The sequence below is a fragment of the Streptomyces sp. TRM68416 genome (assembly GCF_014596915.1).
Classification (GTDB): domain Bacteria; phylum Actinomycetota; class Actinomycetes; order Streptomycetales; family Streptomycetaceae; genus Streptomyces.
In genome coordinates this window covers 170,907-183,932 of the sequence record NZ_JACVWU010000015.1, presented here as the reverse complement: position 1 = coordinate 183,932, position 13,026 = coordinate 170,907, and the positions used below count along the sequence as shown (strand labels likewise).

General features: G+C 71.5%; 14 protein-coding genes. 9 read left to right on the top strand and 5 right to left on the bottom strand.

The features are described 5' to 3' along the window. Positions 1-304 precede the first annotated feature (304 nt). Complete coding sequence (locus ICC28_RS24135; protein ID WP_188290775.1) at positions 305-1,210, top strand: HipA family kinase; 906 nt, start codon at positions 305-307, stop codon at positions 1,208-1,210. Further along, positions 1,207-1,485 (top strand): SelT/SelW/SelH family protein, encoded by a 279-nt coding sequence (locus ICC28_RS24130; RefSeq protein ID WP_188290774.1) that lies wholly within the window; start codon positions 1,207-1,209, stop codon positions 1,483-1,485. Before ICC28_RS24135 ends, ICC28_RS24130 begins: the two co-directional genes overlap by 4 nt. 4 nt (positions 1,486-1,489) lie before the next feature. On the opposite strand, the gene aceB is transcribed toward ICC28_RS24130, so the two are convergent. Then, complete coding sequence (aceB, locus tag ICC28_RS24125) at positions 1,490-3,112, bottom strand: malate synthase A (RefSeq protein ID WP_188290773.1); 1,623 nt, start codon at positions 3,110-3,112, stop codon at positions 1,490-1,492. 185 nt (positions 3,113-3,297) lie between these two features. Further along, positions 3,298-3,909, bottom strand: coding sequence for an NTP transferase domain-containing protein (locus ICC28_RS24120; protein ID WP_188290772.1), 612 nt, complete (start codon positions 3,907-3,909; stop codon positions 3,298-3,300). A gap of 215 nt (positions 3,910-4,124) precedes the next feature. On the opposite strand from ICC28_RS24120, the gene ICC28_RS24115 reads away from it, so the two are divergent. Next, positions 4,125-4,412 carry a DUF5955 family protein gene (locus ICC28_RS24115; protein ID WP_317454084.1) on the top strand — a complete coding sequence of 96 codons (288 nt, stop codon included), beginning with the start codon at positions 4,125-4,127 and terminating at the stop codon, positions 4,410-4,412. A gap of 111 nt (positions 4,413-4,523) precedes the next feature. Here the strand turns inward: ICC28_RS24115 and ICC28_RS24110 are convergent, their stop codons facing one another. Beyond that, positions 4,524-5,318, bottom strand: a complete 795-nt coding sequence (locus ICC28_RS24110; protein ID WP_188290770.1) for an IclR family transcriptional regulator — start codon at positions 5,316-5,318, stop codon at positions 4,524-4,526. Between the two features lie 269 nt (positions 5,319-5,587). On the opposite strand from ICC28_RS24110, the gene allB reads away from it, so the two are divergent. After that, complete coding sequence (gene allB, locus ICC28_RS24105; protein WP_188290769.1) at positions 5,588-6,928, top strand: allantoinase AllB; 1,341 nt, start codon at positions 5,588-5,590, stop codon at positions 6,926-6,928. A gap of 45 nt (positions 6,929-6,973) precedes the next feature. Then, complete coding sequence (gene alc, locus ICC28_RS24100; protein WP_188290768.1) at positions 6,974-8,089, top strand: allantoicase; 1,116 nt, start codon at positions 6,974-6,976, stop codon at positions 8,087-8,089. Between the two features lie 273 nt (positions 8,090-8,362). Here the strand turns inward: alc and ICC28_RS24095 are convergent, their stop codons facing one another. Next, entirely contained in the window at positions 8,363-9,106 is a 744-nt protein-coding gene (locus ICC28_RS24095; protein WP_188290767.1) for a 3-oxoacyl-ACP reductase family protein, read from the bottom strand. Between the two features lie 243 nt (positions 9,107-9,349). On the opposite strand from ICC28_RS24095, the gene ICC28_RS24090 reads away from it, so the two are divergent. Continuing rightward, on the top strand, positions 9,350-9,976 hold the full coding sequence (locus ICC28_RS24090; protein WP_188290766.1) for a dihydrofolate reductase family protein: 627 nt from the start codon (positions 9,350-9,352) through the stop codon (positions 9,974-9,976). Between the two features lie 132 nt (positions 9,977-10,108). After that, positions 10,109-10,495: a ribonuclease domain-containing protein gene (locus ICC28_RS24085; RefSeq protein WP_188290765.1), complete on the top strand. Its 387-nt coding sequence runs from the start codon at positions 10,109-10,111 to the stop codon at positions 10,493-10,495. Positions 10,496-10,522: 27 nt separating this feature from the next. Here ICC28_RS24085 and ICC28_RS24080 read toward each other — a convergent pair whose 3' ends face one another. Beyond that, positions 10,523-10,723 (bottom strand): hypothetical protein, encoded by a 201-nt coding sequence (locus tag ICC28_RS24080; RefSeq protein WP_188290764.1) that lies wholly within the window; start codon positions 10,721-10,723, stop codon positions 10,523-10,525. A 171-nt stretch (positions 10,724-10,894) separates the two neighbouring features. On the opposite strand from ICC28_RS24080, the gene ICC28_RS24075 reads away from it, so the two are divergent. Then, on the top strand, positions 10,895-12,151 hold the full coding sequence (locus ICC28_RS24075; protein WP_188290763.1) for a sensor histidine kinase: 1,257 nt from the start codon (positions 10,895-10,897) through the stop codon (positions 12,149-12,151). 172 nt (positions 12,152-12,323) lie between these two features. Further along, entirely contained in the window at positions 12,324-13,004 is a 681-nt protein-coding gene (locus tag ICC28_RS24070; RefSeq protein WP_188290762.1) for a response regulator, read from the top strand. Positions 13,005-13,026 lie beyond the last annotated feature (22 nt).

Sequence of the window (13,026 nt, the reverse complement as noted above, 5' to 3'; positions counted from 1 at the left end):
ATGTAGGGCCGGTTCACCCGTACGGCCTCCCGGCGGCCCCGATCAGGGAGACGATCAGGCCGGCCGTAGTCCAGTCCACGGCGCACACACGGGAGTTCACGGCCGCCAGGAAGCTCCCGGTAGGGTCGGACCACCCGGACCGGAGTCCCTGGACTCTGGGCCAGGGAGCACGTCAAGATGCTCACTTCGTGCCGGAGGCCGGAGGCCGGAGGCCGGAAGCTGGGGGCGGACAGCCGTCCGCTGTCCGAGGCACCAAGGCCTACCGTGGACTGCAAGGCTGAGGAGGCGGTGGCCTGATGAGGAAATGTTGAGAGAAGTCGCTGCGACCCGATACGTTGCGCCCCTGCACTCCGGCGGCTCCGTGCCCGGAGTGGTCGAGGCCGACGACCTGGGCACGTACGTCGTCAAGTTCACCGGCTCCGCGCAGGGCCGCAAGGCGCTGGTTGCCGAGGTGATCGTGGGCGAGCTGGCGCGCGCCCTCGGCCTGCGCTTCCCCGAGCTGGTCCTGGTGCACTTCGACCCGACCATCGCCGACACCGAACCGCACCAGGAGGTCCGGGACCTGCACGCCGCCAGCCACGGCCTCAACCTGGGCATGGACTACCTGCCGGGCGCCAGGGACTTCACCCCGGAGGTGGCCGAGGCGTTCCCGGTGGATCCACTGGAGGCGGGCCGGATCGTCTGGCTGGACGCGCTGACCGTCAACGTCGACCGTACGGTCCACAGCTCCAACCTGATGGTCTGGCCGACGTTCGGCACGGTCCCGCCGCGACTGTGGCTGATCGACCACGGAGCGGCCCTCGTCTTCCACCACCGCTGGGACGGCGCGGACCCCGAGAAGGCCTACGACTTCCGCCACCACGCCCTCGGCCGCTACGGCCCCGACGTACGGGCCGCCGACGCGGAGCTGGCACCCAGGGTGACGCGCGAACTGCTGCGGTCGGTCGTGGCCTGCGTCCCCGACGCCTGGCTCACGGACTTCGCGACCCCGGACGCGGCACGCGAGGCGTACGTGGACCACCTCCACGCGCGCGTGCGGGCCTCCGCGGCCTGGCTGCCCACCGACTTCCCCGCCCGGGAGGAGCTCGCCGCCGAGGAGGCCCTCCGGGCGGCGCGGACACAGGAAGGCCGGCCCGACTGGCTGAAGCGGGTCCCCGACCTGCACGGCAAGCCGGCCGCGGAACAGGATTGGTCGGTGCACCTCGGATGAGTGGCCGCGTCGAGATCGAGTACTGCACCCAGTGCCGCTGGCTGCCCCGCGCGGCCTGGCTGGCCCAGGAACTGCTCACGACCTTCGAGGCGGAGCTGACCGAGCTGGCCCTGAAGCCCGGCAAGGGCGGGATCTTCGTCGTCCGCGTCGACGACGAGGTCGTCTGGGACCGCAAGGAGCAGGGCTTCCCGGAGCCGACGGCGGTCAAGCAGGCCGTACGCGACCGAGTGGCCCCGGGGAAGCCCCTGGGCCACTCGGACAAGCCCGCTCTCTGAGGGCTCAGCCCTTGAGCTGCTCGTACGCGGGCAGCGTCAGGAAGTCCGCGTAGTCCTCGTCGAGGGAGACCTCCAGCAGCAGGTCGTGGGCCTGCTGCCAGTGGCCGGCCGCGAAGGCCTCCTCGCCGATCTCAGCGCGGATGTTCGCGAGTTCCTCGGCGGCGACCTTGCGGGCCAGTTCGGGGGTGGCCTTCTCGCCGTTCTCGAACTCCACGCCCGCGTTGATCCACTGCCAGATCTGGGAGCGGGAGATCTCGGCGGTGGCCGCGTCCTCCATGAGGTTGAAGATGGCGACCGCGCCGAGGCCGCGCAGCCACGCCTCGATGTAACGGATGCCGACCTGAACGGCGTTGACCAGACCGTTGTACGTCGGCTCGGCGTCGAGGGAGTCGACGGCGATCAGGTCGGCGGCCTCGACGTGGACGTCCTCGCGCAGCCGGTCCTTCTGGTTCGGCCTGTCGCCGAGGACGGCGTCGAAGGAGGCCATGGCGATCGGGACCAGGTCGGGGTGGGCGACCCAGGAGCCGTCGAAACCGTCGTTCGCCTCCCGGTCCTTGTCGGCCTTGACCTTCTCGAAGGCGACCTTGTTGACCTCCTCGTCGCGCCGCGAGGGAATGAACGCGGCCATGCCGCCGATCGCGTGCGCCCCGCGCTTGTGGCAGGTGCGCACGAGGAGTTCGGTGTACGCGCGCATGAACGGGGCCGTCATCGTGACCGCGTTGCGGTCGGGCAGGACGAACTTCCGCCCGCCGTCACGGAAGTTCTTGACGATGGAGAACAGGTAGTCCCAGCGTCCGGCGTTCAACCCGGAGGCGTGGTCGCGCAGTTCGTAGAGGATCTCCTCCATCTCGTACGCGGCCGTGATCGTCTCGATGAGGACGGTGGCGCGGACGGTGCCCTGCGGAATGCCGACGTAGTCCTGCGCGAAGACGAAGACGTCGTTCCAGAGGCGGGCCTCCAGGTGCGACTCGGTCTTCGGGAGGTAGAAGTACGGGCCCTTGCCGAGGCCGAGCAGGCGCTGGGCGTTGTGGAAGAAGTACAGGCCGAAGTCGACGAAGGCGCCGGGCACCTGCTGCCCGTCGACCTGGAGGTGACGCTCGTTCAGGTGCCAGCCGCGGGGGCGCATGACGACGGTGGCGAGCTCGTCGTTCGCCTTCAGGGCGTAGGACTTGCCGGACTTGGGGTCGGTGAAGTCGATGCTGCGGGTGTAGGCGTCGATCAGGTTGAGCTGGCCGAGGACGACGTTCTCCCAGGTGGGCGCGGAGGCGTCCTCGAAGTCCGCGAGCCACACCTTGGCGCCCGAGTTGAGGGCGTTGATGGTCATCTTGCGGTCGGTGGGGCCGGTGATCTCGACCCGGCGGTCGTTCAGGGCCGCGGGGGAGGGGGCCACCTTCCAGGAGTCGTCCGCGCGGATCGCCGCGGTCTCCGGGAGGAAGTCGAGCGTGGAGGTGCGGGCGATCTCGGCGCGGCGCTGCGCCCGGCGGGCGAGGAGTTCGTCACGCCGGGGCGTGAACCGGCGGTGCAGCTCGGCCACGAAGGCGAGGGCCGCATCGGTGAGGACCTCCTCCTGCCGGGGCAGGGGCTCGGCGTCGACGATGGCCAGCGGGGACGGCGCTGGTGCGGACATGAGCTGTCACTTCCTTCAGCGGTGGCACCGGGTGCCTATAGGGGCAAATGGGGAGGGTTCACACCCGCTGTGCGGTCGAGTGCTTCTGATCAGTGGATAGTAGTTTCCTCATTGTGGAACTTCAATGGTTTGTTGATGTCGAGATTCTCTGAGTCGAGGCAAGGTGTCGCTCAGTGCCACCTCGCTCACTCAAGGTGGACCAGGTCCTCGGGACGGTCGATGTCGTACGGCCGCGCGACGTCCCCGCACTCGACGAGGGTGAGATCGGACGCGTGCTCCTTCAGATAGGCGCGGGCGCCCCGGTCCCCGGTCGCGGCCGCCACGATGCCCGCCCAGTGGGCCGAGCCGAGCAGGACGGGATGGCCGCGTACCCCCTCGTAGGCGGCCGAGACCAGGGAATCCTCGCCCCGGTACGCGGCGAGCACCCGGGCCACCGCCTCCGGGCCGATGCCGGGCTGGTCGACGAGCGAGACGAGCGCGGCCCGGGCTCCGGCTCCGGCTCCCGCTTCCGTGAGTGAGGCGAGCCCGGCGCGCAGCGAGGTCCCCATGCCCTGTTCCCAGTCCGGGTTGTCCACGAGGACGCAGTCGCCGAGCGCCGCCCGCTCCCGTACGGTGTCGGCGCGTGCCCCGAGGACCACGTGGACGCGCGTGCACCCGGCCGCGCGCAGCACGGACACGGCGTGCTCCACCAGTGGCCGTCCCCGGTGTTCCAGCAGCGCCTTGGGCCGCCCGCCGAGCCGTCGCCCGCCGCCCGCCGCCAGCACCACCCCGGCGACCTGCCGTTCCTTCTGAGTCATGCGTCCTGCATACCTGACGCCGGGGCGGCGGCGCGGTTTCGCAGGGCTGAATTTCGGTCCGTACGCTGGCGCGCCCGCCGCCGGGTGGCGTTTACTGGCCCGCGTCCCCCGGCGCCCGGGCAGGCGCGTGGGGCGCGGAGCGGGAGTACGAGGTGGACGCGTACAACGGCGTACGCGGGGGGAGAGCTGTGTTGCGGAGCTTGAGGCAGAGGCCGGTGACCGGCAGCGACGAGGACCCGAGAGTGGCGGAACTGCGGACCGCGGTGTCCCGGCTGCGCCGCGAACTCGCCGCGCACTCGGCCGAGTTCCCCGACCGCGGCATCGCCGAGGACGAACTCGCGGCGCTGGCCGCGATGACGAACGGCGGAGCGCCGGAGATCCCCCGGCTGCGCCGGTCGTTACTGCTGATCGCGGGCGCGATCGGGTCGGTGAGCGCGCTGTCGCGAGGGCTGGCCGAAGTGCGGGATGCGGTGGAGTTGTTCGGGGAGCCGCGGCGGCGCTGAGCCCTGCGATGTGCATGGGGCTGTCGGTGGAGCCGCGGCGAGGGTGAGCCCCGAGGCGGTGCAGGGACGGTCGGGGGAGCCGCGGCGGCGTTGAGATTCCGCCGTGTCGTGTCAGCCGCCCGAGCTGGCCAGGGCCTCCGACAGTTCGACGGCCACCTGCTGGAGCACCGGCACGATGCGTTCCGTCGCCGTCTCCGTGACGCGCCCGGCCGGGCCCGAGATCGAAATGGCCGCAGCCGTGGGGGAGTTGGGCACCGACACCGCCAGACAGCGCACGCCGATCTCCTGCTCGTTGTCGTCGACCGCGTAGCCGAGCCGGCGCACGTCCGCCAGGGCCGCGAGGAAGCCGTCGGCGGTGGTGATCGTCTTCTCCGTGGCGGCCGGCATGCCGGTGCGGCCGAGCAGTGCGCGCACCTCGTCGTCCGGGGTGTTGGCCAGCAGGGCCTTGCCGACCCCCGTGGAGTGCGGCAGGACGCGGCGGCCGACCTCGGTGAACATGCGCATGGAGTGCTTCGACGGCACCTGCGCCACGTAGACGATCTCGTCGCCGTCCAGCAGCGCCATGTTCGCCGTCTCGCCGGTCTCCTCGACCAGGCGCGCCAGGTACGGGCGGGCCCAGGTGCCGAGCAGTCGGGACGCGGACTCGCCGAGGCGGATCAGGCGCGGGCCCAGGGCATACCGCCGATTGGGCTGCTGGCGGACGTATCCGCAGGCCACGAGGGTGCGCATCAGGCGGTGGATGGTGGGCAGCGGCAGCCCGCTGCTCGCGGAGAGCTCGCTCAGGCCGACCTCACCGCCGGCATCCGCCATGCGCTCCAGCAGGTCGAAGGCGCGCTCCAGGGACTGAACGCCTCCGCCGGCGGAGGACTTGGCGGAGTCGGTGGTGCTGGCGCTGGACGTCGGCACGGCGCGTTCCTTTCGGGACTGGCGGAAGAGCAGAAGCCTACCCGGCAGTCGGTTGACTCCCCGCTTGTGCGTAGCTACGTTCTGCTTGCCGGAATTCTAATTCCGCTTTGTGGAAACGTCCAGAGTGGATGCGGGGAGGGCGCTCGACAGCAGTGTGCCCTTGACGGCGCGGGAACGGGAGTGAAGACTCCTTCAACAGAACGTTGAATTCCGTAACGTGGAAGTCAATCCCGTTACCGGAAGTCAAGCGGCGGCAGAGAGGGGTTCGGGTGTCCGACGTAGAACTGGTGCTGCGCTCGACGCGCGTCATCACTCCGGAGGGGACGCGGGCCGCCTCGGTCGCGGTCGCCGCCGGGAAGATCACCGCCGTACTGCCCCACGACGCCGAGGTGCCCCCCGGTGCCCGGCTGGAGGAGCTCGGCGACCACGTCCTGCTGCCCGGCCTGGTCGACACCCACGTGCACGTCAACGACCCCGGCCGCACCGAGTGGGAGGGCTTCTGGACCGCCACCCGCGCCGCGGCGGCCGGCGGCATCACCACGCTCGTCGACATGCCGCTGAACTCCCTCCCGCCGACCACGACCGTCGACCACCTGCGGATCAAGCGGGACGTCGCCGCCGACAAGGCCCACATCGACGTCGGCTTCTGGGGCGGCGCCCTGCCCGACAACGTCAAGGAACTGCGCCCGCTGCACGAGGCCGGGGTCTTCGGCTTCAAGGCGTTCCTCTCCCCGTCCGGCGTGGACGAGTTCCCCCACCTCGACCAGGACGGGCTCGCCCGGTCCCTGGCCGAGATCGCCTCCTTCGGCGGCCTGTTGATCGTGCACGCCGAGGACCCCCACCACCTCGAAGCCGCCCCGCAGCACGGCGGCCCGAAGTACGCCGACTTCCTCGCCTCCCGCCCGCGCGACGCCGAGGACACCGCGATCGCCCGGCTCATCGACCGGGCCAAGCGGCTCAACGCGCGCGTGCATGTGCTGCACCTGTCGTCGAGCGACGCGCTGCCGCTGATCGCCGAGGCCAAGGCGGAGGGCGTACGCGTCACGGTCGAGACCTGCCCCCACTACCTCACCCTCACCGCCGAGGAAGTCCCGGACGGCGCAAGCGAGTTCAAGTGCTGCCCGCCGATCCGCGAGTCCGCCAACCAGGACCTGCTGTGGCAGGCGCTGGCCGACGGCACCATCGACTGCGTGGTCACCGACCACTCGCCGTCCACGGCCGACCTGAAGACCGACGACTTCGCCACGGCGTGGGGCGGTATCTCCGGCCTCCAGCTGAGCCTGGCGGCGGTGTGGACCGAGGCGCGCAGACGGGGACACGGCCTGGAGGACGTGGTCCGCTGGATGTCGTCGCGTACGGCGGAGCTGGTCGGCCTCGACGCGCGCAAGGGCGCCATCGAGGTCGGCCGGGACGCCGACTTCGCGGTCCTCGCGCCGGACGAGACGTTCACCGTGGACCCGGCCGCGCTCCAGCACCGCAACCGCGTCACCGCGTACGCGGGCAAGACCCTCCACGGCGTCGTGAAGTCGACCTGGCTGAGGGGCGAACGCATCGTGCTGAACGGCGAGTTCACGCCCCCGAAGGGCCAACTCCTCACCCGTACCCCCTGATTCCCGCGCACCAGCAACGGCCGACCCCCCCGAAAGGAACTCTTCGTGACGGCGATTCCGAGCTTCACCGGCGACGCGAGCCCCTACGGAGGGGGTGACCCCTACGCGGACTACCGCACCGCCGACTTCCCCTTCACCCAGTACGCCAACCTCGCCGACCGGCAGCTCGGCGCCGGGGTGATCGCCGCCAACGACGAGTTCTTCGCCCAGCGGGAAAACCTTCTCGTACCCGAGCGGGCCGAGTTCGACCCCGAGCACTTCGGGCACAAGGGCAAGATCATGGACGGCTGGGAGACCCGGCGGCGGCGCGGCGTCTCCGCCGAGCACCCGTGGCCCACGGCCGAGGACCACGACTGGGCGCTGGTCCGCCTCGGCGCGCCCGGCGTGATCCGGGGCATCGTCGTCGACACGGCCCACTTCCGGGGCAACTACCCGCAGGCCGTGTCGGTCGAGGGCACCTCGGTACCCGGCTCGCCCTCCCCGGAGGAACTGCTCGGCGACGACGTGAAGTGGACGACGCTGGTCCCGCGGACACCGGTCGGCGGGCACGCGGCGAACGGCTTCGAGGTCTCCGTCGAACAGCGCTTCACCCATCTGCGGGTCAACCAGCACCCGGACGGCGGCATCGCACGGCTGCGCGTCTACGGCGAGGTCGTCCCAGACCCCGAGTGGCTCGCCGTGCTGGGCACCTTCGACGTGGTCGCGCTGGAGAACGGCGGCCGCGCCGAGGACGCCTCCAACCTCTTCTACTCCCCGGCGTCGAACACCATCCAGCCCGGCCGCTCCCGCAAGATGGACGACGGCTGGGAGACACGGCGCCGCCGTGACCAGGGCAACGACTGGATCCGGTACCGCCTGGCGGCCCAGTCCCAGATCCGCGCCATCGAGATCGACACGGCCTATCTGAAGGGGAACAGCGCCGGCTGGGCATCGGTGTCGGTGCGCGACGGAGACGACGGCGCCTGGACGGAGATCCTCCCGCGCACCCGCCTCCAGCCCGACACCAACCACCGCTTCGTCCTCCCCGAGCCGGCCGTGGGCACCCACGCGCGCGTGGACATCTACCCCGACGGCGGCATCTCCCGCCTCCGCCTCCACGGCTCCCTCACAGAGCAGGGCAAGACCAGCCTCCACACCCACCACCAGGAACTGGGCACCTGACCCGTCGGTGTTCCCATCCCATCCGGCACTTCAGGACACAGGCCGGCATATACAGCCCGTCCGGCGTTTGAGGACGAGGCCGTTCAGGCCGAAGGGGGGTCTGGGGGGGCGCAGCCCCCAGCGGGGCCGGGGGGCGCAGCCCCAGGAGGGGAGCAGGGGACGCAGTCCCCGCTGGGGGTCCAGGGGGCTCCGCCCCCTGGACGGGGTCGAAGGGGCGGAGCCCCTGGGGATGGGACGGGTAGGGGCGGCGGGGGCGAAAAACCCCTCACGGCATCACGCCGCATGCCCCCCATCCACCGCGAACTCCGCCCCCGTCACATACCCCGCCCCGGCCAGACAGGCAACCACCCCGGCCACCTCCTCCGCCCTCCCGAACCGCCCCACCGCCGTCATCGCCGCCTGCCCCGCCGCATACGGCCCGTCCGCCGGATTCATATCCGTGTCGATCGGCCCCGGATGGACAACATTCGCGGTGATCCCCCGCACCCCCAGCTCCCGGGCGAGCGCCTTCGTCAACCCCACCAGTGCCGCCTTGCTCATCGTGTACAACGTCCCCCCGGGCCCAGGCACCCGCTGCGCCATACACGACCCGATCGTGATGATCCGCCCCCCGTCCACCATCCGCGCGGCAGCCGCCTGCGAGGCCAGAAAGACCCCGCGCACATTGACCGCCAGCACCCGGTCCACATCGTGGAGCGACAGGCTCTCCAGCGGCCCGAGCACCCCCACGCCCGCGTTGTTCACCAGCACGTCCAGCCCGCCCAGCGCCGCGACCGTACGCTCCACGGCCCCCGCCGCCTCACCCGCGTCCGCGGAGTCCGCACGCAGGGCCACCGCCCGCCGCCCGAGCGCCTCGACACCCCGCACGACCTCCTCGGCCGCCTCCTTGCCCTGAACATACGTAACCGCAACAGACGCCCCTTCCCGCGCCAGCCGCAACGCCGTCGCCGCCCCGATACCCCGGCTGCCCCCGGTCACCAGAGCCACCTTGCCGTCAAGCTCTCCGTAAGAAGTCATGCCTCCATCCCAGCCGCCGCGGGGTCGCAGCGCTGGCGGCGAACGGACATGGAGATCCAGGGCCCGGTGCTTCGTCCTGGAGGCTTCGTCCTGCAGCAGTTCACCGGGGCCTTCGAGGAGGGCATCCAGGACGGCATCCAGGACGGCATCCGGCGCGTCGTCCGGCCGAACCGATGAGTTGCGGGGGCCCGCGGGGTCTGAGCTGATGACAGCAGACCCCGCACCAGGAAGCAGGTACCCGCCATGGGCAGGCTCATCTCCACGATCTTCGTCACCCTCGACGGCGTCTACCAGGCGCCCGGCGGCCCCCAGGAGGACACCCGGGACGGCTTCCAGCAGGGCGGCTGGAGCTTCCCGTACGCCGACGACGACTTCGGCGGGTTCATCAACGAGGTCTTCGACGACGCCGGCGCGTTCCTCCTGGGCCGCCGTACGTACGACATCTTCGCCTCGTTCTGGCCGAAGGTGACCGACCCGGCCGACCCGGTCGCCTCCCGGCTCAACGCCCTGCCGAAGTACGTCGCCTCCGCCACCCTCACCGACCCGGAGTGGCCCGGCACCACCGTCGTCGGCGGCGACCTCGCCAAGGAGGTCACCGCCCTCAAGGAGCGCACCGACCGCCAGCTCCAGGTGCACGGCAGCGGCGGCCTCCTGCACTCGCTGCTCGCCCTCGGCCTCGTCGACACCCTGCACCTGCTGACGTTCCCGGTCGTACTGGGCGCAGGCCGCCGCTTCTTCCAGGAGGGCGCCGCCCCGACCGCCTTCCGGCACACCGGCGGGCGGATCACCTCCACCGGCGTCTCCATCCAGTCGTACGACCTGGCCGGCCGCCCGCAGTACGGGGAGTTCGAGCTTCCGGAGGGTGCCTGACGGTCCTGCCGTCCGGTCCGTGTGAAGGCGCCGGGCGGCAGGTTAACTTCCCGAAAACTCATCGGACTTGACGGGAAACTCTGCAGGGTTGTCATTGACATGCCAGTGTCTACGCGCGTCATCATGGGGGCCATGAGATTCCCCCCACGCATCACTCGTATCGGCGCCGCGGCCGCCGTACTGTCCGCACTCCTCGTCGGCGGCACCGTCACCGCGACCCCCGCGGCCGCCGCCGTGGGCAGCATCTGTTACGGCGACCTGCCCTCCCAGGCCCACGACACGCTCGAACTGATCGAGCGGGGCGGGCCCTACCCGTACACCCAGGACGGCACCGTCTTCCAGAACCGGGAAGGCATCCTGCCCAGCCGGTCCACCGGCTACTACCACGAGTACACGGTCATCACGCCCGGCTCCTCCACGCGCGGTGCCCGCCGCGTCGTCACCGGCGAGGAGCACCAGGAGGACTACTACACGGCCGACCACTACGCGTCGTTCGACCTGATCGACTACGGCTGCTGAGGCGCCGGCCGGAGGTCCGGGCCGGGTTCAGCCGGACCTCCGGCTCTCCGCGGCGGCGAACAGGGCGAACGCCAGTACGAGCAGGGCGACGCTCGCGTAGATCTCGTAGCCGTCGAGGAAGCCGATCCGCTGCACGAGGCCCCAGTCCCAGCTGGTGAACTCGTGCACGAGGCCGGCGATGCCCTGCACCAGGGCGACGAATCCGAGAATCTCCAGTACGTGCTTCATGGGAGGACCCTCGCCCCGCGGACCCCCCGCGCACATCGGCCGCGGGGCGAGACGCCTCCCGACGGAAGTCGGCGGTCCGCCGGGCCCGGGTGCGGCGAAAGTCTTCGATGCCACGACTTTTGTCGGTGATCCCGGCCGGAGAGCGGTGACGCGGGCTGTGGCTGCGTAGATTTGTCGATCGTGAGTGGTGACGCATCGGCGCCCGAACCGCAGGCCTTCGTCGAGCGGCGCTGGCTGCTGCCCTCGGCCGTGGTGCAGGAACTCGACCCCGACGGCGAGCGGCCCGGGCGGCGGCCCCGGCGCACCGCGCGTGACTGGGCGGTCGACTTCTCCTGCTTCCTGCTGGCCGTCCTCATCGGCCTGATGGCCGCGGACTCGATGCGGCAGGAGAACCTTCCGGAACCGCTGGCGGCCGTCGACCAGCTGCTGGGCGCGCTCTCCTGCGGAGCGGTCTGGCTGCGCCGCCGCTGGCCGCTCGGGTTCGCCGTGGCCATGATCCCCGTCAGCCTGGTCTCCAGTACCGCGGGCGGCGCGGCCCTCGTCGCCCTCTTCACCCTCGCCGTGCACCGCCCCTTCCGGTACGTGGCCTGGGTCAGCGGCATCGCCCTGGCGGTGACCCCGGTCTTCTACTGGTTCCGCCCCGACCCCGACATCCCCTACGGCTGGGTGATCTTCCTCAGCGCGGTGATGACCGGAGCGGTCGTCGGCTGGGGCATGTTCGTACGCTCCAAGCGGCAGCTGATGCTCAGCCTGCGCGACCGTGCCCGGCGCGCCGAGACCGAGGCGCGGCTGCGCGCCGAGCAGGCGCAGCGGCTGGCGCGCGAGGCCATCGCCCGGGAGATGCACGACGTCCTCGCCCACCGGCTGACGCTGCTGAGCGTGCACGCGGGCGCGCTGGAGTTCCGGCCGGACGCGCCCCGCGAGGAGATCGCGCGGGCGGCCGGTGTGATCCGGGAGAGCGCCCACGACGCCCTCCAGGACCTGCGGGAGATCATCGGCGTGCTGCGGGCCGGCGACCGCGACGACGCCAGCCGCCCCCAGCCGACCCTGGGCGCCCTGGAGGCGCTGGTCGCCGAGTCCCGCGAGGCCGGCATGAAGGTCACCCTCGACCACCGCGTCACCGACCCCGCGGCCGTCCCCGCCTCCGTCGGACGTACTGCCTACCGCGTCGCCCAGGAGGGCCTCACCAACGCCCGCAAGCACGCCCCCGGCACCGAGGTCACGGTGTCGGTCACCGGCGCCCCGGGCGAGGGCCTCGTCGTCCGTGTGCGCAACCCCGCCCCGGACCGGGAGGCACCGCACGTCCCCGGCTCCGGCCAGGGACTGATCGGCCTCACGGAACGCGCAACCCTGACCGGCGGCACCCTCGAACACGGCACCACGCCGAACGGCGGCTTCGAGGTGCGGGCCTGGCTGCCGTGGGAGTGAGGGGAGCGAGGGGAGCGAGGGGTGTGAAGGCAGTGCGGGTTGCCGGTGCTCCGGGCGTCGACGCCACGACGGGAGCAGGGTCGGGATCCGTGACCTCGGCCTCCCCTCGGAGTGCCGAGCGATCCGGTCGCCGTGGGCGCCCCGGAGCGGCAGGCATGATTACGTACAGCCCATGAATGCGATCAGACTGCTCCTCGTCGACGACGACCCGCTGGTCCGGGCGGGTCTGGCCCTGATGATGGGCGGGGCGGACGACATCGAGATCGTCGGCGAGGCCTCGGACGGCGCCGAGGTGGGGGAACTCGTCGAGCGCACCCGCCCGGACGTCGTCCTGATGGACATCCGGATGCCCTCGGTGGACGGACTGACCGCCACGGAACGGCTGCGCGGCCGGCCGGACGCCCCGCAGATCGTCCTGCTCACCACCTTCCACGCCGACGACCAGGTGCTGCGCGCCCTGCGTGCGGGCGCCGCCGGGTTCGTCCTCAAGGACACCCCGCCCGCCGAGATCGTCGACGCGGTGCGGCGCGTCGCGGCGGGCGATCCCGTTCTCTCGCCCACCGTCACCCGGCAGGTGATGGCACACGCGGCCGGCGCCGCCACCGACGTCCGCCGCACGCACGCGCGTGCTCGCGTCGCCGCCCTCAACGACCGTGAGCGCGAGGTCGCCGTCGCGGTCGGCCGGGGCCTGTCCAACGCCGAGATCGCCGGCGGCCTCTACATGAGCGTCGCCACCGTGAAGACCCACGTCTCCCGCATCCTGACCAAGCTCGACCTCAACAACCGTGTACAGATAGCCCTGTTGGCGTACGACGCGGGACTTCTGGAAGAACCGGGGGCGGACGGGCACTAGCCGTGGCCGCCGCGCGTTGAAG

Coding starts and splice junctions, on each gene's coding strand:
- ICC28_RS24120 (WP_188290772.1), bottom strand. CDS start 3,909: ATGACTCAGAAGGAACGGCAGGTCGCCGGGGTGGTGCTGGCGGCGGGC.
- ICC28_RS24090 (WP_188290766.1), top strand. CDS start 9,350: ATGGGCAGGCTCATCTCCACGATCTTCGTCACCCTCGACGGCGTCTAC.
- ICC28_RS24095 (WP_188290767.1), bottom strand. CDS start 9,106: ATGACTTCTTACGGAGAGCTTGACGGCAAGGTGGCTCTGGTGACCGGG.
- aceB (WP_188290773.1), bottom strand. CDS start 3,112: ATGTCCGCACCAGCGCCGTCCCCGCTGGCCATCGTCGACGCCGAGCCC.
- ICC28_RS24130 (WP_188290774.1), top strand. CDS start 1,207: ATGAGTGGCCGCGTCGAGATCGAGTACTGCACCCAGTGCCGCTGGCTG.
- ICC28_RS24135 (WP_188290775.1), top strand. CDS start 305: ATGTTGAGAGAAGTCGCTGCGACCCGATACGTTGCGCCCCTGCACTCC.
- ICC28_RS24080 (WP_188290764.1), bottom strand. CDS start 10,723: ATGAAGCACGTACTGGAGATTCTCGGATTCGTCGCCCTGGTGCAGGGC.
- ICC28_RS24070 (WP_188290762.1), top strand. CDS start 12,324: ATGAATGCGATCAGACTGCTCCTCGTCGACGACGACCCGCTGGTCCGG.
- ICC28_RS24085 (WP_188290765.1), top strand. CDS start 10,109: ATGAGATTCCCCCCACGCATCACTCGTATCGGCGCCGCGGCCGCCGTA.